14 protein-coding genes are annotated in these 17,274 nt (G+C 57.8%); 8 read left to right on the plus strand and 6 right to left on the minus strand.

Translation table 11 applies throughout. The features are described 5' to 3' along the window. Window positions 1-234: 234 nt before the first annotated feature. Entirely contained in the window at window positions 235-1,806 is a 1,572-nt protein-coding gene (locus LC059_RS14930; RefSeq protein ID WP_226704666.1) for a hypothetical protein, read from the plus strand. 165 nt (window positions 1,807-1,971) lie between these two features. Here LC059_RS14930 and LC059_RS14935 read toward each other — a convergent pair whose 3' ends face one another. The 5 genes from LC059_RS14935 to LC059_RS14955 form a co-directional block, all read right to left on the minus strand. Beyond that, window positions 1,972-3,294 carry a tetratricopeptide repeat protein gene (locus LC059_RS14935; protein ID WP_226704667.1) on the minus strand — a complete coding sequence of 441 codons (1,323 nt, stop codon included), beginning with the start codon at window positions 3,292-3,294 and terminating at the stop codon, window positions 1,972-1,974. 115 nt (window positions 3,295-3,409) lie between these two features. Continuing rightward, window positions 3,410-3,709 carry a hypothetical protein gene (locus LC059_RS14940; protein WP_226704668.1) on the minus strand — a complete coding sequence of 100 codons (300 nt, stop codon included), beginning with the start codon at window positions 3,707-3,709 and terminating at the stop codon, window positions 3,410-3,412. Then, on the minus strand, window positions 3,702-4,499 hold the full coding sequence (locus tag LC059_RS14945) for a class I SAM-dependent methyltransferase (protein ID WP_226704669.1): 798 nt from the start codon (window positions 4,497-4,499) through the stop codon (window positions 3,702-3,704). The genes LC059_RS14940 and LC059_RS14945 overlap by 8 nt, the downstream gene beginning before the upstream one ends. Before the next feature lie 10 nt (window positions 4,500-4,509). Then, complete coding sequence (locus LC059_RS14950) at window positions 4,510-4,743, minus strand: hypothetical protein (protein WP_226704670.1); 234 nt, start codon at window positions 4,741-4,743, stop codon at window positions 4,510-4,512. A gap of 9 nt (window positions 4,744-4,752) precedes the next feature. Next, window positions 4,753-5,673 (minus strand): LysR family transcriptional regulator, encoded by a 921-nt coding sequence (locus LC059_RS14955; RefSeq protein ID WP_226704671.1) that lies wholly within the window; start codon window positions 5,671-5,673, stop codon window positions 4,753-4,755. 142 nt (window positions 5,674-5,815) lie between these two features. On the opposite strand from LC059_RS14955, the gene LC059_RS14960 reads away from it, so the two are divergent. The 5 genes from LC059_RS14960 to LC059_RS14980 all read left to right on the plus strand — a co-directional run bounded on the left by LC059_RS14960 (window position 5,816) and on the right by LC059_RS14980 (window position 13,929). Continuing rightward, a complete protein-coding gene (locus LC059_RS14960) occupies window positions 5,816-7,276 on the plus strand; it encodes an NAD-dependent succinate-semialdehyde dehydrogenase (protein ID WP_226704672.1) in 1,461 nt (486 codons plus the stop codon). A 211-nt stretch (window positions 7,277-7,487) separates the two neighbouring features. Beyond that, window positions 7,488-8,801: an aspartate aminotransferase family protein gene (locus LC059_RS14965; protein WP_226704673.1), complete on the plus strand. Its 1,314-nt coding sequence runs from the start codon at window positions 7,488-7,490 to the stop codon at window positions 8,799-8,801. A gap of 344 nt (window positions 8,802-9,145) precedes the next feature. Next, on the plus strand, window positions 9,146-9,964 hold the full coding sequence (locus LC059_RS14970; protein WP_226704674.1) for a DUF6515 family protein: 819 nt from the start codon (window positions 9,146-9,148) through the stop codon (window positions 9,962-9,964). Window positions 9,965-10,069: 105 nt separating this feature from the next. Then, window positions 10,070-12,388 (plus strand): mechanosensitive ion channel domain-containing protein, encoded by a 2,319-nt coding sequence (locus tag LC059_RS14975; protein ID WP_226704675.1) that lies wholly within the window; start codon window positions 10,070-10,072, stop codon window positions 12,386-12,388. 134 nt (window positions 12,389-12,522) lie between these two features. Next, a complete protein-coding gene (locus tag LC059_RS14980) occupies window positions 12,523-13,929 on the plus strand; it encodes a rhomboid family intramembrane serine protease (RefSeq protein WP_226704676.1) in 1,407 nt (468 codons plus the stop codon). On the opposite strand, the gene LC059_RS14985 is transcribed toward LC059_RS14980, so the two are convergent. Next, window positions 13,926-15,356, minus strand: coding sequence for a tetratricopeptide repeat protein (locus LC059_RS14985; protein ID WP_226704677.1), 1,431 nt, complete (start codon window positions 15,354-15,356; stop codon window positions 13,926-13,928). The two genes, LC059_RS14980 and LC059_RS14985, sit on opposite strands and share 4 nt — an antisense overlap. A gap of 179 nt (window positions 15,357-15,535) precedes the next feature. Here LC059_RS14985 and pepB point away from each other — a divergent pair, with 179 nt between their 5' ends. Further along, the gene (gene pepB / locus LC059_RS14990; protein WP_226704678.1) at window positions 15,536-16,825 is read left to right on the plus strand and encodes an aminopeptidase PepB; all 1,290 of its coding nucleotides are present in this window, start codon (window positions 15,536-15,538) and stop codon (window positions 16,823-16,825) included. A gap of 234 nt (window positions 16,826-17,059) precedes the next feature. After that, window positions 17,060-17,257 carry an antitermination protein NusB gene (locus tag LC059_RS14995; RefSeq protein ID WP_226704679.1) on the plus strand — a complete coding sequence of 66 codons (198 nt, stop codon included), beginning with the start codon at window positions 17,060-17,062 and terminating at the stop codon, window positions 17,255-17,257. Window positions 17,258-17,274 lie beyond the last annotated feature (17 nt).

The raw sequence follows: 17,274 nt of genomic DNA on the forward strand, positions 1-17,274 counted from the left end.
TGGCGTACGGCTATACGCAGAACTTTTCGGTCAGTTTGTGACTACTTGCGACCAGCCGGTCTGTGACCGGCTTATGCTCAGGGTGAATTACAGGTTCCCGTTTAAGATTGTTCTTTTTTTAACCAGTCAAAACCTGTATTGTGGCTTCTCGCGCAACATTGTTCAGAAAGTGATCAGTTGCTTCCGTCGAGAAGATCTAGCGAAAATCCGGGTGGTCAGAATATGTTTTCAAGAATGCTCGCGTACTTAGTCGTTTTTTCCGGCTCATGGCTGTTTACCAGCGATGTGATGGCGGACAATCTGGCGAAAGACACCTGGTACGAAATTGACAGCGCTAACTTTCAGATCATCACCAATGGTGAACCCAGTTCGGTGCGTCGCCTTGCGGAAGATCTGGAGCGCTACCGCGCGGTGGCATTGAGTCTGCTGGGCGCAAAAGATGACGGTGCCAAGCTGACCATCTACGCCGCTGCGGACCGCGAGAGCTATGCCGGTCTGGTGGGCGAGGATCTTTCCGAGCTGACCAACGGCCTGTTCGACACCACCGCCGAGGGCAGCTATGCCCTGGTGAACCTGGACGGCCGCACCGGTGAGCGCCAGCTGGAAGCGCGGGAGTTCCTGTTTCACGAGTACACCCACTTCCTGAGCTACAACGGCACCACTACCCATTATCCGTACTGGTACAGCGAGGGCTTTGCCGAGTTCATGTCCACCATGACCTTTGGCCGGGGCAATACCTACGATATCGGCGCTATCCCCGGCGAGCGCGCCATGACGCTGCTCTACACCTCTCCGCTGCCCCTGAAGGAACTGTTGCGCGCTACCGTGTACAACACGCCGGATGAAGAGAAGGGCCGCGTGTACGCCAGCGGCTGGATGCTGGCCCACTGGATCGTGATGAAGAGTGGCAAGACCGAGGAGTTCAAGCAGTTCGTCAAGGACTACAACAACGGTGCCGACCCGGTGAAGGCGCTGTCGAAAAACCTGGGTATGTCCATCGATGAGATCGAGAAGGTCTACAACGAGCAGTTCCGTGAAGGCCGCTTCCAGCTGGCGCGCGGCAAGGTACCTGCGACCTTTAAATCCGAGCGCCCGAAGCTGAAAGTATTGAGCGGTGAGGAAACCGTAGTGGAGCTGGCGCGCTTCCTGGTGAAATCCGGCTACAACACTCACGGTATCCACGAGCTGGTGGAATTCGCGGAGCGCGAAAACCTGTACGCCCCGGAATTGACCGCAGTGCGCGCCGATGCGGCAACCCGTGAAGGTGACTTCGACCAGGCAGCACGCCTGCTGGCCCAGGTGGCGCCTTCCGACCGGAGTAATTTCTGGTACCAGAAGGCCCAGGCCTGGTTGTGGCTGAATCGCGAGATCGGCTCCATGGGTGGCGACCGCAGCAACGAAGCGTTGAAAGGTGCGCGGGACAAATTTGTGAAGCTGGTGAATAACCAGTCCGGTGAGGCGATGAACTGGTACGGCCTCGCCATCAGCATGCAGATGCTGGGCTACCCGAAAAAGCAGTATGTGGAAATGCTTGAGCAGGCCTACCTGCGCGCCCCCCGCGAACTGCACATCGCCCAGTGGATGGCTCAGGAGCTGTACGAACGCAAAGATGCGGACTACTTCGCCGAGGTGGCACAGCCGCTGATGCTGGAGCTGACCGATGAAGCCGAGTACAACCAGATGAAAAATATGCTGGCGGAACTGAAGCCCAAAGCGGTGGGTCAATCGATAACCCAGGGCAACGCTTCGGTAAAAGACAAGAAAAACAATACGGCGGCTGGGGGCTCCAGCAAGGCAACGCCCTGATTACTCGCAGGCTTCTTTGCCAAATTGACAGACTATTCAAGGGGAGCTTTGCTCCCCTTTTTATTGCCTGGAAACGTCGATTGGTATCAGCCTTCGTAATTTTCCAGTGACCACCGTGCCCAGAATTCGACAGTGGCCGCTCGCTGGCAGCACCTTCACGATGTGCTAGCTGGATAACTGCGTAGCGCGCATCAGCGTTGCCATTTGCATCGGACTCTCGGGCTTTTGCGCCAGCCGCTCGTTGGCGAATGCTTCCGCGAGGGCGCGCTCGCCACTGCGAATAGCCGCTTCTGCGAGAGTCCAGTCGATGATATCGCGCTGCGCGTGGCTACCGCCGAATTGCTGGAAAATATAGCGAGCGCCATGCAGCTGCTGCATGGCCTCCGCGTAGTTACCGCGTGCGAATGCGATAAATCCTTCAACCAGTGGCAGACCAGTCTGGCTGGCCCAGCGCATCACGTCGTTCGTGGCATTCCCTTGCTCGCGCAATTTCTTGTGCAACACATTCACGCGTTCCGTGTGTCCGGCCACCAAGTAGGCCATTACGGCATGCCAGTCGTTGAACGGGTAGGAATGTCCATCCGCAAGCGGCAGCCAGCAATCGGCTACTTCTTCGCTGCGCGACGCTACGTCAACACCCAGCATCCAAAGGCGCCACAGCAGTGCAGAGGCATCCACCAGGTCCAGTGCCATGGAGCTGGTCTCGGCACGCACGGCGTTATCGTAGAGCCTTGTTGCTTCGTCAATTTCCTCCAGGTCCAGGTGAAACAGGGCGCGATGCCACCAGTTGTGCACTTTGAAGAAATTTTCCTTGTCCGCCCAGAAGGGTTCCCGGTTTTTCATCCACTCGATACCCTCTTGTGCGCGCCCCTGCATTTCCAGCACGTGAGTTACTGCGTGATGGGCCCAGCAATCGAAAGGTTCCAGGTCGAGGGCGCGGCGGCCGTATTCTTCCGCGCGGTCATATTCGCCGCATTCCTCGAGTCCGAATGCGTACATACCGAGGAGCAGAGAATAACCGGGGATCTCCGCCGACCAGTGCGGTAATACTCGGGCGATCCGATCCCGCAAGTTGCGACTGTTGGTACGGTAAAAGTCCATCAGGTGACCGCACTGGATGCCGACCAGGTCGTGAGGATAGTGCGCATTGTGGAAGTCGAGCTGCTCTGCAGCAGCGTGCCAGTTGCCAGCGATCAACTGCTCGAGAGCAAAAACATGTGAGGCCTCCCGTTCGCTCATGGGAAGTTTACGGGCCGTTTTGAGTATCCTTTGCGCCACCCGGGTCGCCTCCGGTTCAGTGGCTGTGGCGTACATATACGCCTGTAGCAGGTGGCCCATAACGAATTCAGGCGCCTCGATGACAGCCTGTTCCATATTCGGAAAGGGGTCTTCACTGTACAGGTTGAATGCTCGCCTTCCTTTGTCATACAGGTCGGCGGCAGTCGTCGTGGCTCCAGTCAGGGGATTGCCTTGCGCGTCTTTAATCATGAGTTCGCCTTTGCGAGCAGAGGGTGTCGAAAAGGTTAGCCCATCCCCAGAAGCGCTTGCGCGCTGCCGAGAGCAACGGCGTGGTCTGGTTTCCGCCCGGCAAGCGCGGCCCTAGCTATGTCCGCCTTTCATAGGCGGGAGTTTCATAGGGACTATAGTCAGTCTCTTCATAAATCCATGAAATCGGCGCATCCACCTTGCGCTGTTCAATCGTCTTGCGGAAGATCTCGAGATGCGTGCGCTCCATGACTTCGTTGAGCTCACTGCGATTGCACAGCTCCATAAATACACCCGCCTGCATAAAACCCTGAAGCCGGTGGCGTTCCACAGGGGGTATCGGATGCCCGCTCTTGGAAACCTTGAATAGTTGAATAAAGCGGCGTTCAACTTCCTTCATGAAGGATTCTTTATTCATGGGCTTTTTTCCATTTTGCGATAAATGCCAGAGGCGGATTTGCTGGAGTCTCTTCCAGGTCGGCACAATAGTTGCCGACGTTGGCGGGGAGCTCTTCGATATACTGGAGTGAGAAGTCAGCGGAAATGGCGGCCATCAGGATGTCGCTGAATGTGTGTTGGAAGCAGTAGTTCTCGGCGGACTCGTACTTTTCACCCGCAAAATAATCCAGTCCACCCTCTTCCCGCTGCGCGCTTCTGTCGAAGTAGGAGTATGCCAGGCTGGATGGAGTCCCTTCCTCGTACATATTCAGTACAGGATGGATCTCTTCCATCAGGAGTATGCCACCGGGCTTCAGCAGGGCAGAAACGATGGAAAAGAACTCTTTAACCCTCGGCATCCACGCAAGCACGCCCACGGTCACTACGGCAAAGTCGAAGGTATTGTTATAGCTGTCTGGAAGGGCATAGATGTTGTGATGCTCGAACTGCAGGTCGGAATGGGGGCTGGCGTTGGCGAGCGCTCGGGCCTGTTCAACGAATTTGCGGGAGCCATCGATCCCGAGACAGTAGCCGGCGCCCTTGTTCTTTATGGAAATCAGGTCTTTGCCATTATTGCAGCAAACCTGCACAACGGACTTGCCAGTGATGTCCTGGCTGTCCATGAGCCGGTTGAAGTCTGGCTCGAGGCCATTGTATGTATTCTCGGACACCCGGTTGATCAACTCGGGGTTACGGCGCTCATGCACTTCGGCGGCCTGGTCCCAGCTTTTTAGCGTTTGCTCGGTATAAAAGCGTATCTTCTGTTCCATCACGAAATTCTTATGGTTGTGCGTTGTGACTTATGCGGATTACTCCGGGATACTTTTCTGATGCCCACTCGTGACACAGGTCGTCGAGAAACTGGGTTAGCTCCGCTTCGTCTATCTTGTCCGGAATATGTATGTCGGCACTTCTGCGCTTGCCCTCCGGCCCTGGATAGAAGGTCGACCAGCCGCGGTTGGTTTTCTCTATCAGGAGCTCCCGGCCGAAGACGTTGTATCGAAAAGTTTGCATTGCTCAACTCTACCCGTTCACTACCAAGACCTCCAGAAACAACCGCACCGCGGGCTGTTCTGCAGCACTACTTTTGAATGTCAGAGCATTCTGGATCTGGTAGCGGAACCGGTCGGGAAACAAGGCGACTAGTTTCCCCTGTGCCACATACTCCGCCGCCAGGTACTGCGGTAAAAACCCGATGAACTTCCCCGACAGGATCATCGCCAGCCGTGCCGCCATGTGGTTGGCGATACTTTTCTGCGGAAAAAGCCTGTACAGGTGTGCCGCGCCCGATAGGACGGCGTGATCGGGGGCGGCAAGTTCCTGCTGGGTGACTAATTCCTCATCGGTTTCCCCTGCACTGGCGCACGGGTGGTGTGCGGCACCGTAGAGCAGGGACTGGTGGCTGAACAGGGGCTGGTAGCTGAGCCCCGGGCGACGGGAGTGCAGGGGGTTTATGCCCACATCGGCGCGGCCGCCGAGGATCTCCAGTTCCAGCTCGTGAGGGGCTGCCAGTTTTATCTCCAGTTGCAGCTGGGGAGCGCGCTCGCGCAATCGCGCAATGGTGGCCGGCATATCCAGGTGAGGCATGGCGAGCATGTCGTCCGGCAGCACGATGCGCAGCTGGCCGGTGAGCTGCGACTGAATGGCGTTCACCTGGCTGCGGAAGCTGGCGAGGTGACCGTCGAGCTCCTCGATGGCCTGGTAAAGGGCCTCGCCCTCACGGGTGAGCTTGAAGTCGGCTCGTCCGCGGGAACGGATACATAACTGCATGCCGAGGCGGGTTTCCAGGTCCGACAGGTGCACACTGATGGTGGAGCGACTGATGTTGAGCGCCACCTCCGCCGGAGCCAGTCCGCCGGCCTGCACGACTTCTCGGAAGACCCGCAGAAGGCGCAGGTCCATATCGCTCAGGCGCCCAGTTAGGGATTGTGTGCTCTTGGCCATGGTCTGCTCGCATGAAGTTGGGGTTGATTGAGTAAAGTTTGATGGATCTGAACTTTAGTTGCAAAGATCTTACTATTCGCGGTCAGACTCCCGGTCCAGAATCCCTGAAAAGCCCATATACACGATAATCAGGGAGTGTTCGATGAATCTGAACAATAACCAGTTACTGAAGACCCAGAACTTTATCGACGGCCAGTGGCGCGATAGTGCCGGCAAAGAAGGTACTGGTAAGCTAGCGGTTACTGACCCAGCCAGTGGCGAACTGCTGGCAGAAATTGCCGATGGCACCGCCGCCGATGCTGAGCAGGCAGTGGCCGCCGCCCATGCCGCCTTCCCCGAGTGGAGCCGCAAAACCGCCAGTGAGCGCGCGGCAGTGCTAAAGCGCTGGTACCAGCTGATCGCGGAAAACCGCGAAGACCTGGCGCGCCTGCTGACCCTGGAACAGGGCAAGCCCCTGGCGGAGTCCATGGGCGAGATCGATTACGGCGCTTCGTACATCGAGTGGTATGCAGAGGAATGTCGCCGTGCCTACGGTCAGACCATCCCAACCCACAACCCGGCAATGCGACTGCACACTATCCGCCAGCCGGTGGGTGTGGTGACCTGTATCACCCCATGGAACTTCCCAAATGCCATGATCACCCGCAAGGCGGCACCGGCGCTCGCCGCGGGCTGCACGGTGGTGATCAAGCCCGCATCGGAAACACCCTTGTCGGCGCTGGCGCTTTGCGCGCTGGCAGAAGAGGCTGGGCTGCCGGCCGGCACCCTGAATGTGGTGGTGGGCACTGACTCCGCTGCCATCGGCAAGGTGCTCACCCAGGATCCCCGTGTCGCGAAGTTCACCTTCACCGGTTCCACGCCGGTGGGCAAGCTGTTGATGGCCCAGTGCGCGAGCACGATCAAGAAGATGTCCATGGAGCTCGGTGGCAACGCGCCGTTTATCGTGTTCGACGATGCCGATATCGATGTGGCGGTGACCGCCTGTATTGCGACCAAGATGCGCAATGCGGGTCAGACATGCGTGTCTACCAACCGTATTTATGTGCACGAGGCGGTGCATGACGAGTTTGTGGAAAAGTTGCGTGTACAGATGGAGAAGCTGCAGCCGGGGCATGGGCTGGAAGAGGGAACGACCTTTGGTCCGTTGATTTTCCGCCGCGCGGTGGATCGGGTGCACGGTCTGGTGGAAGAGGCGGTGGCCAATGGGGCGCGCCTGATCTTGGGTGGGGATTTCCTGCCGAATGGCGAGAACTATTATGCGCCAACTTTGCTGACGGATGTGCACGATGAGATGCGGATTGCCCAGGAGGAGATTTTTGGGCCGCTGGCGGTGGTGCAGAAGTTCCGTGACGAAGATGACGTTGTCCGTCGCGCCAATGATACGCCATTCGGGTTGGCGGCTTACGTGATGAGTGAAAACATTCGTCGAGCGAATCGGGTGGTTGAGGCGCTGGAGTATGGAATGGTGGCCTGTAATGCGGGCGTCTTCTCGACCACGGTAGCGCCGTTTGGCGGCTGCAAGGAATCCGGCATCGGCCGCGAGGGCGGTGTTGAAGGTATGGCCGAGTTTTATGAGACGAAGTACTGCTGCTACGGCGTTTAAGCGTCTTCGCTGCATTTGATCCTTCTAAATGATTTTTTGGGCGGCAAAGCACCGGGTGCGGGTTTTCAGGATCGCTGTGAACCCATCCCTGGGCGCTGCGGCGCAAACTTCCTGTTTGCGACGCTCCTGAAAACCCGCACCCGGTGCTTTGCCTTCGCATCAATTTTTTTACTACGTTAGAGATACGTACGAAATAACATCGGAGAGAACCATGTCCGAACTGAAAACCGACGCATTCTGGATGCCCTTTACCCCCAACCGCACTTTCAAGGCGGCGCCGCGCATTGTTGAGCGCGCGGAGGGGATTTATCTTTTTGAAAAATCCGGTCGTCAGATCATCGATGCCACCGCAGGTCTGTGGTGTTCCAACGCGGGCCATTGCCGCAGTGAGATTGCCGAGGCGATTCATCAGCAGGCGATGAAGCTGGATTACAGTTCCATTTTCAACTTCGGCCACGAGTTGAGTTTTGAATACGCGGAGCGCTTGGTGCAGTACACACCGGAGCCGCTGAATCATGTGTTCTTCGGCAACTCCGGTTCCGAAGCAGTAGAGTCGGCGCTGAAGATTGCGCTGCAGTACCAGCGTGCCCGCGGCAAGGGTTCGCGTACCATGTTTATCGGTCGTGAGAAGGGTTACCACGGGGTGAACTTCGGCGGCATTTCTGTGGGTGGTATTGCGCCCAATTACCAGAGCTTTGGTCAGCCGGTTAAAGCGAACCACATGCGTCACACCCTGGATATTGAGCGCAATGCATTCTCCAAAGGTTTGCCGGAGCATGGTGTGGAGCTGGCGGAGGATCTTGAGCGTCTGGTGGCATTCCACGGTGCGGATCAGATCGCGGCGGTAATCATTGAGCCTTTCTCCGGTGCCGGTGGTGTGGTGTTGCCGCCCAAGGGCTACCTGAAGCGTATCCGCGAGATCTGCGATCAGCACGACCTGCTGCTGATTTTTGATGAGGTGATCTCCGGTTGGGGGCGCACCGGTTCGCCGTTCGCGTCACAGGAGTTCGGTGTGACGCCGGACATGATTACTTCGGCCAAGGGTATTACCAACGCGGCAGTGCCTCTCGGTGCGGTCTTTGTCAGTGACAAGATTTACAACACGGTCACGGATGCGGCGGCCGAGGGGATGGTGGAGTTGTTCCACGGTTACACCTATTCCGCGCATCCAGTGGCGTGTGCGGCGGGCATGGCGACGCTGGATATTTACGACCGTGAGGGGTTGTTGACCCGCGCATCCGGAGATATCGGCAAGTACTGGGAAAATGCCCTGCACTCGCTGGCGGATCTGGACAATGTGATTGATGTGCGCAATTACGGTCTGGTCGGTGCCATCGAGCTGCGCGCGCCGGAGAACCTGAAAGGCAAGTTTGGCGGCAAGGCGTCCGCATTGGCCTGGGAGGCGGGTGTAATGGCGCGCGGTATTGGCGATGCCCTGTGTATGTCGCCGCCGCTGATTATCGAGATGCACCAGATCGATGAGATCGTCAGCAAGCTGCGTGAGGTGATTTCCAGCCTGGCATAAGCCCCGTCGGCGCTCGCTTTGCGTGAGGGCAAAGCGAGCGCCGAAAAATCGGGATGCAGTTGGGTTACGGAAAGTGCCAATCTACAATGAAAGTTGTAGTCGGCCGTGCAGCAAAAGTGCGAGATCGTAATGGTCTGTGCGCTCTGTTGACTTCGCCGGTCACATTGTGGAGCGGCGCCTCCGGCTACCAGCGCGCCCGGCCTCTGTGCGCTTCGCCTTTCGCGGCGGGCGGGGGCCGGGCGCAGCTCTTTTTATTCTCTTCATTTTTTCATAACCGAAATCGGGTAGGGGTCGTGGTTTGTCATTTCGGTGACAGCCAGTGTTGTGCAGTTGTGAGGTGACACATGCGACATCCCCCGCTGATTTCTTCTTCCCGTTTGCTGCTCTGGTGCCTTTCCGTTGCACTACTTGCGGGATCCTGTTTGGTCACCGCGCAGACCGTAGGGAGTTCCAGTGGTGAGTCCGAGGAGGATTACCAGCGCGACCCCAATCGTCAGCGCGAGCTATCTGCGGGTGCTACCCGGCTGACCCTGAGCGGCAACATCTACTACTACCAGGGCGGCTACTTTTACAAAAAAGAAGACGATGGTTACCTGCGGGTAGAGCCGCCACTGGGGGCGGAACTTACCTTCGTCCCTTACGGCAGTCGGGGGTTTGAGATTGAGGGGCGTAGTTTTTTTCTCAGCGGCACGGGCACCTTTTACCGTTACGAGCCGCGGCGTCGCAGCTATATCGTGACCATGCCGCCGTACGCATGGCGTCGCGCGCTTGAGGGCAACACAAGCATTGCGGGTGCCTATGAGGATCGCCTGTACGGTTACCCCGACGAAGATCTGGATGACTTGCGCGATCGCTCGGGCATCCCCCGCGCCTATCCGCCGGACGCCCTATCCCCAGACGAACAGGATAACGATGGAGTCCCGCTATTCGAGGCCGATGGATATCGTGACCGGCGCCGCCGCGCTCCCAGGCCCTACGCCAATGTGCGCCCACCCTACGACCTCAGTGGAGAGCGCAACGACAACCGCGCCCTGTTGGAAGCCGCCTGCCGCCAGGACGCGTTCGATGCGGCGCGCCGGGGTAGCAGCCTGGAAGACCAGCGGCTGCGACTCTACAAGCGGGAATATCGCGACTGTATCCAGCGCTACGAGAAACGACGCTGAACGCTGGGATTTCTCATCTAAACTGATTCAGATGTAATTTCCCCACAGGGATGGGGTTGCAGTGCATAGGGTTACAGGCAAAGAGGTACAGGGATAGTCTCATTCATGGGAGTTTTCAACGCCGCCCTTTTTCCGTGTTTCCTCCGCAGTTGCGCCCTCATCGTACGTGCCTTATCCGTTTGTCTGTGTCTGTTTTGCCTGCTGGTTCCTTCTTTTGCCGGCGCGCAACTTCCCACCACCAAGCCGAAAGAATTTTCCCCGGTAATACCTGACTTCAATAGCCTTGCAGCCGACTGGTGGACACAGTGGCCGGATGCCACCCTCGAGCAGCGCGATCAATGGTTGGCTGAAGTGGACAAGGCCTGGAAGGAGTGGAGCGCGACATTGCCGGAAGAGGGGGAGCTTGCCGATGATATTGCGACCGTCAATCAGCGGCTCGAAGGTATCCGCAAAATCTGGGCGAAACGCGAGGGGCTGAAAAAGGTCGGTGTCCTGCCGGAAATCGCCTTCCCTCCGAATCCGACGGTATTGCAGTGGGCAGAGTCGGACGCGGGCGTTATTCGCGGCAAGCAACGGTATGACGGCCTTAAGCTTGAAAAGTCGCAGATGGACGAGAGCGTTGATCTGTCGCTCAACCGCCTGCGGGAAACAGCCGGTGCGCTGCGGGATAAGCATCGTTCGAACCCGGGCTTTGCTAAGGCCACAGTGAATTTATTTCAGGCCCAGATAAATCATCTGCTGGTGCTGGAAGAGCAGAGCATGCTGATGGAGCAGCTGACGGCCTGGGGCGATGAATTGAAGTACGCCGACGGGGAGTTGACCCGGATGCTGAAGGAGTTGCAGTTCAGCAGTGAAGCGGCAGAGAAGCTGGCGGCGGCACGTACCGAGGAAAAGTCGAATCTCGAAGAACTGACGCGGGAGCGCAGTGACTCTCGCGATCTGATTTTTGAAAGCGCTGATGCTGCCGTCACCATGGCACAGCAGATCCAGATGATGATCTACAACGTTGAGGCACTGGAGAATCGCCTGCAGCTGCGCAAGCAGGAGCTGCTATTGGCAATGAACAGTGTGCTGGACGCTGACGGCTCCGATGAAAAACTCTCAGTCAGTAAAGACCTGGTGAACAACGCGGTAACCATACGTGAAAACCTGGTGCGGCAGTTGAACGTGCGCCAGCGCCAGATTGTCGCTTGGGTAGGAGAAGATTCCCAAGCCATGCGCAAATGGTGGCGGCAGTTTGAGAAAGTTGCCAGTGGTCTCGGTCGCGTGCGTGACCTTACCGAGGATGTGAAGCGCTACGAGGCCGCACAACTGTTTGTGTACCAGCGCCAGCAGGGCTGGTGGAGCACCATGGGCAATCGCCTCCTGCTGCAGCTTCAGGAAGTGCGCACGGGCTGGCGCAATCTCGCCAATTACGAGCTGTTTGCCATTAGCGAGCAGCCGATCACCCTGAAAGACATCGCCAAGATGATTCTGGTGATTCTTGCCGCCTGGGCCTGTTCGCGGATATTGAATTGGGTGCTGCGGCGGATGGTGCATAAAAACCGCACCAGTGAGCAGGGGGCTTACACCCTGTGGCGTATCCTCAATTACTGTATTGTCCTTATCACCTTCATTATCCTGCTCGCTATGGTGGGGCTGGACACCTCGAAGCTGACGTTGATCGCTGGCGCGCTTTCCGTGGGTATTGGCTTTGGCATGCAGGCGATTTTCTCCAACTTTATCTCCGGCATCATTTTGCTGTTTGAGCAGCCACTGCGGGTGGGAGATCTGGTCGAACTGGAATCTGGGGTCTTCGGGCGTATCCGCGATATCAATGTGCGCTCCACGCGTATTACGACCCGCGACAACGTGGATATCCTTGTCCCCAATTCAGAATTTGTCACTGGTCGCGTCACCAACCATACCCTGGAAGACCCGGTGCGGCGCATTCATGTCATGTTTGGTGTTGCCTACGGCACCGACCCGGAAGTAGTGCGCGAAGCGGCGATGGCAGCGGCGGAGCGGGTGCCAGTGACGTTCACCAACTGGCAGCGCAAGACCGAGGTTTGGCTTGCCGGTTTCGGCGATAGCTCGCTGGACTTCAAGCTGGTGGTTTGGGTCAACAGTAATGCGGTGTCATCCCTGGGTGATCTCACTGCGCTGTATAACATCGAACTGTTGCGGGAATTCAATGAGCGGGATATCGAGATTCCCTTTCCCCAGCGGGATCTTCACGTGCGCAGTTGGGGTGAATCTGTTCCCGCGGCGGCGGCCGTGGGGCTGGCGAGTTCGCAGCCGGCGGACAGTCAGGCCGCAGAACGCCGGGGCTCAGCGGGCGCCGAAGACTGGCCGGGCGCCGGCGGCGAAGATGCCGCCGACGGAGAGGGCGGCGCTGACGGGGCAGGCGGTGGAGGTGATGACGGCGGTTCCCCCAGCCACTGACGCGTTCGGCCACCTTTTTGCCCAAAATACCGCCAGCGGGGCTGTTCATAATCTCCAGCCGCTGTATTCTGAGTGGCTCGAATGGATCACCGGTGTTGATCACTCCAAATCGCAACTGAGTCGCAGGTCCGCCCTTGCTGATTATCCCCATCCAGAACAAGCCTGACTGGCGTCGCCCGCCTCTGGTTTGTTTTGCGCTGATTCTGGTCAATCTTCTGGTCTTCGTGCTCTATCAGAGTGGCGATGAGGCCCGCTGGCAGGTGGCTGAGGAGTATTACTTCTCCAGTGGCCTTCCGGTGCTCGAGGAGCAGCTGTTCTACGAGTTTGTGGATGCGGAAAAACCCGAGTGGCGTACCCTGGCCCAGGGCGCGGGGGAAGAGTTCATCTACGAGCAGCTGTTGTGGAGCCACGAGTTCCACGACTGGTTGATGCCTCAGTTGGCCGCCGAGGGTGAGCAGCTGTGGCTCGATCAGCGCCACCAGTTCAGTGCGCTGCGGGATCGCCTGTCCAGTTTTGCCTATGGGCTTACTCCTGCGGAGCCAACGCTGCAAGGGCTGTTTGGGCATATGTTCTTGCACGGTAGCTGGGAGCACTTACTGGGCAATATGATTTTTCTGCTCCTGTTCGGGTTGTCGGTCGAGTTGGCGTTGGGAGCCACCTGGTTTATCGGCCTGTACCTGCTCGGCGGCCTCGCCGCTGCCGGCCTGCATATGGGCGTGGAAGCCGGGAGTATGATGCCGGTGATCGGCGCCTCCGGTGCGGTCTCTGCGGTAATGGGTATGTTTGTGGCGGTTTACGGCGTGCGCCGTCTGCGCTTCTTTTACACCCTCGGTTTTGCCTTCGGGGAATTCACCGCTCCCGCCCTACTGGTATTGCCGCTGTGGTTGGGCAAGGAGGTTTTCGGGTATTTCTTCGGCAGCGACAATATTGCTTACTGGGCGCACTTTGGTGGACTGGTAGCCGGTTTTGTGTGCACGATGGCTCTGATCCGACTGCGCCCCAGCCGCGAGATCCACGTCGAAGAGGACTTGCCCCCCTCACCGGAGCAGATGGCGCTTGCGCGTATCGAATCCCTGCAGAACAGTGGCAAACTAGTGGAGGCAGGGCAGGCGGCCGCCAGTGCACGGCGCCAGCATCCACAATCCCTTCCCTTGATTCACAAATCCATTGAGCTGAGCGCGCTGGCGCCGCAGAGCGAAGCGCACCACCGGGCCTGGTTGGCCCTGTTTGCTCTCGCTCGAATTCCTGAGCAGGACTTTGCACCGGTCGCCCGCGGTCTGGAGGAGTATCTGCAGCGCGCCGGCGAACCGCGTGCACTGAACGCGCGCGTGTGCCTGCTGCTGGCGCAGCGGGCGGCGAAAGAGAAACACTGGGTGCTGGTGGAGCGTCTGCTGCAGCGGCTGCAGCAGACCGAGCAGCGCCATCCGTTAATGGCGCGCCTGGCCAATGGCCTGGTGGAACATTACCGCCGCAGCGGTGACGAAGAGCGCGCGCGCAAGGCACTGCAAATAGCCCGCACCTTGCAGCCCTCAGCGATTTAAGCTGGTTGTGCGCGTTTTTCTGCAGACAGGATTGCCTGCAGTTGCTTCACCTCACCCAATACACTGCTGTTTGGAAATTTCTTCTGTACAAACGCCAGCAACTTGCGGCTGTTATCCGTGCGGTTGAAACCATCCATATAGATTTTCGCCAGTAACAGGTAGGCTCGGTCCAGCCGCGTGTAGTCCGGGTCTTCCTTGTGCAGGTTGTTGATCAATGCCAGTGCAGGCTTGAACTGGCGTTGTTGGTACAGCGCCTCCGCTAGCTGATGTCGCAAGAGCGATTTGTCGATTGCCGGGGCGCCCTGACTGCTGGCAATGGCCAGATACATTTCCGCGGCCTTGTGTGCATGATTCAGTTTAACCAGGCGCTCGAGTAGGTGGGGCCCCAGTTCCCGCAGCGCCTTTTTGTCGTCGGTTGCCAGCAGTAGGCGCACATAGCGCTCATTGAGTGCAATATTGTCCGGTTGCTCGCGCAGCACTTTCACCAGCGTCTTGCGCGCTTCATCGTGGCGGCCCTCGCGCAACAGGATCCCGGTGTCCGCCAGTGCCTTAAGGCGATCGAATTCCCGCTCTTCGAGAAACTCTTCAGTTTCCACCTGCGCAATAACACCCAGTTTGCGTTGCCGGGTCAGGCAGATGTAACCCATCATGGCACTGGTGACGATGGAGAAGTAACTGGTGATAAACGCCAGTAGCGGTAACAGCATCCACGCGGGAATTTTCTCCATCACCACCGGTAGCAGATAGGCGGGTGCAGCGGATACCGCGCTGGTGGAGAGCCACAGCAGCCAGTATGGCCAGCCGATAATCAGGGTGAACTGCAGCAACTTCAGTGGATTTACCGCCGCGCGCATGCTGTGCTCCAGTGCCAGCACGATCATGGCGGCGGGTGCCAGCAGTGACAGGGCGATTGAATACACCTGCACCGCGCTCTCTCCCATCCCGGCAAACAACATGCCCACACCACCAGCCACGAGAATCATGCCAATGACTTTTGCGAAGATCGCTGCGCTGCGCCCATCCTGGGCGTCGCCGAACGTCGGCGCATTCATTTGCCCGCTGGCGAGCTTTTCGATCACCAGCAGGTTGTAGCGCATCACTACCGCGAGCGTTGCCACAAACACGAAAATCGACAGCAGGCCCAACCCTGTCATGGCCAGCGCTGCCACCGCACAGATGGCTGAAACTGTCAGTGGCCCGGCGGTAAGGGCGTAGCGGAAGTAGAAGGGTGCCATCTGCCAGAAAGGTTTCGCCTTGTTGCTCGCGGCGATGTTTTCCAGCCGGTTATTGCACAGGATGCACTTGGGAGTGGACTTGAAGTAGTTGTCCAGCGAGCCAGGGACGCAGTTACTGCAATAGTCTTTGCTGCAGCCGGTGCATTGCCAGATGGCACCTGCTCCGGAGTGGTAGTGGCAGTTTGTTCCCATACTGTTATCCCCAAGCGTCCTTGTCGTTGTTTTTAGCCAGCAGAGTGTATCGGCACTTTTACCAGTGGCGCAAACCGCCTCCCCCGGCGGCGTAAACCCACACTTGCAGCCTGCTAGAATGACCCCAATATTGTGTGTTCTATATCTCAAAAATCGACAAAATCTGACAAGGTGTATAAATGACAACTGCGATGCAGGTACGGCTGGACAATACCGAGGCGGCGGAACACTGGGGTAAGAATGCTCTGTTGAGTTTCAGCGAAAGTGATGCCTGTATTCACGCCACCGAGGCTACCGGTGGTACCCTGGTAGCCGTACAGCGCGCTGCGCGTCGTCTGGATGGCATGGGGGTGGCGGACATTGTTCTCACCGGTGATCGCTGGGACCTGGAGAGCCGCTGGAGCTTCTGGGCCGGTTATTACAACCCGAACCGCAAGAGCACCCTGGACTGGGGCATCGGTGATGGTGAGGAACGTAAAGAGCTGGATGCGCGCAAGGCCGCCAGCCTGTGGGTGCGGGAAATTACCAATGGCTCACCGGAAAACGTCTTCCCCCGGGCGCTGGCCGAAAGCGCCGCCGACATGTTGCAAAAGCTGGCGCCCGATGCGGTGAGCTACCGTATCGTGCACGGTGACGAGTTGCTCGACGAAGGCTATATGGGAATCTACAACGTCGGTCGTGGCAGCGTGCGCGGCGGTGCCATGCTGCAGCTCGACTACAACCCCACGGGCAATGCGGATGCCGAGGTGGACATCTGCCTGGTGGGCAAGGGCATTACCTTTGATTCCGGTGGTTACAGCATCAAGCCCTCTGCAGGTATGGCTCATATGAAATCCGATATGGGCGGTGCGGCGATGGTCTCCGGCGGTCTTGCGCTGGCCATTGCACGCGGGCTGAAAAAGCGTGTGAAACTCTATCTCTGCTGCGCCGAAAACCTGATTTCCGGCCATGCCTTCAAGCTCGGTGACGTTATCCGCTATAAAAATGGCGTGACCGCGGAAATTCTGAACACGGATGCGGAAGGGCGACTGGTGCTGGCGGATGGTCTCATCGAAGCCAGCGAACAGAACCCTCGTATTATTCTCGATGCGGCAACCTTAACCGGTGCGGCGAAAATGGCAGTGGGTCGCGATTACAATTCGGTGTTGAGTCTCGAAGACGAGATGGCTGAAAAGGTTTTGAGCGCGGCAAAATCTGAAAACGAAAAAGCCTGGCGTTTGCCGCTGGAAAAATTCCATCTGGAGCAGATCCCTTCGGGCTTCGCGGAGATCGCCAACGTGGGTATGGATGGCACGCCTGGTGCTTCAACTGCAGCGGCATTCCTGGCCAAGTTTGTGCGGGATGAAGGTCGCGGCTGGGTGCATATGGATCTTTCCGGTTCTTACCTGCCTGGTCCGAATGATCAGTGGGCACAGGGAGCCAAGGGGCACGGGTTCCGTACCATTGCTCGGTTCCTGTTGGATAACTGATTGGCTGCGCAAGGTTTTGTGAAAACCACTTAGTAGTTTGGTGGCGGCGGAGCACCGGGGGAGGGTTTTCAGGACCACTGTAAACCCATCCATGGGCGCTGCGGCGGCGACGTGGCCCGGCCGCTTCAGCGCGGTGCCTTCGGCCCCTGTCGCCGACGCTTTTGAAAACAGATCCCCGTCACTCTGCCTTCGATTCGGAGCTTGGCGGTTTATTAGATTAATTGGAAAAAGGCTATGGAAGAGTATCAAGTGATGATCCAGTCGCGGGAATGGCTGGTCGGGTGGGGAACCCTCTCTCTGATTAATGCAGGTCTGGCGCAGGGGAAAAATCGTAGTGGCTTGATCTGGTGGGTTTTGAGCTTGATATTTGGCCCGCTGGCGACATTGGTTCTCGTGTTGCTCAGCAAGGCTCCAGCCAAATTACACGATTAATTCCGAAGTAATCGGGA

It is taken from the genome of Microbulbifer elongatus, assembly GCF_020524885.1.
In the GTDB taxonomy this organism is placed as follows: domain Bacteria; phylum Pseudomonadota; class Gammaproteobacteria; order Pseudomonadales; family Cellvibrionaceae; genus Microbulbifer; species Microbulbifer elongatus_A.

Coding starts and splice junctions, on each gene's coding strand:
- LC059_RS14985 (WP_226704677.1), bottom strand. CDS start 15,356: ATGGGAACAAACTGCCACTACCACTCCGGAGCAGGTGCCATCTGGCAA.
- LC059_RS14945 (WP_226704669.1), bottom strand. CDS start 4,499: ATGGAACAGAAGATACGCTTTTATACCGAGCAAACGCTAAAAAGCTGG.
- pepB (WP_226704678.1), top strand. CDS start 15,536: ATGACAACTGCGATGCAGGTACGGCTGGACAATACCGAGGCGGCGGAA.
- LC059_RS14995 (WP_226704679.1), top strand. CDS start 17,060: ATGGAAGAGTATCAAGTGATGATCCAGTCGCGGGAATGGCTGGTCGGG.
- LC059_RS14960 (WP_226704672.1), top strand. CDS start 5,816: ATGAATCTGAACAATAACCAGTTACTGAAGACCCAGAACTTTATCGAC.
- LC059_RS14935 (WP_226704667.1), bottom strand. CDS start 3,294: ATGATTAAAGACGCGCAAGGCAATCCCCTGACTGGAGCCACGACGACT.
- LC059_RS14975 (WP_226704675.1), top strand. CDS start 10,070: ATGGGAGTTTTCAACGCCGCCCTTTTTCCGTGTTTCCTCCGCAGTTGC.
- LC059_RS14955 (WP_226704671.1), bottom strand. CDS start 5,673: ATGGCCAAGAGCACACAATCCCTAACTGGGCGCCTGAGCGATATGGAC.
- LC059_RS14950 (WP_226704670.1), bottom strand. CDS start 4,743: ATGCAAACTTTTCGATACAACGTCTTCGGCCGGGAGCTCCTGATAGAG.
- LC059_RS14965 (WP_226704673.1), top strand. CDS start 7,488: ATGTCCGAACTGAAAACCGACGCATTCTGGATGCCCTTTACCCCCAAC.
- LC059_RS14930 (WP_226704666.1), top strand. CDS start 235: ATGCTCGCGTACTTAGTCGTTTTTTCCGGCTCATGGCTGTTTACCAGC.
- LC059_RS14940 (WP_226704668.1), bottom strand. CDS start 3,709: ATGAATAAAGAATCCTTCATGAAGGAAGTTGAACGCCGCTTTATTCAA.
- LC059_RS14970 (WP_226704674.1), top strand. CDS start 9,146: ATGCGACATCCCCCGCTGATTTCTTCTTCCCGTTTGCTGCTCTGGTGC.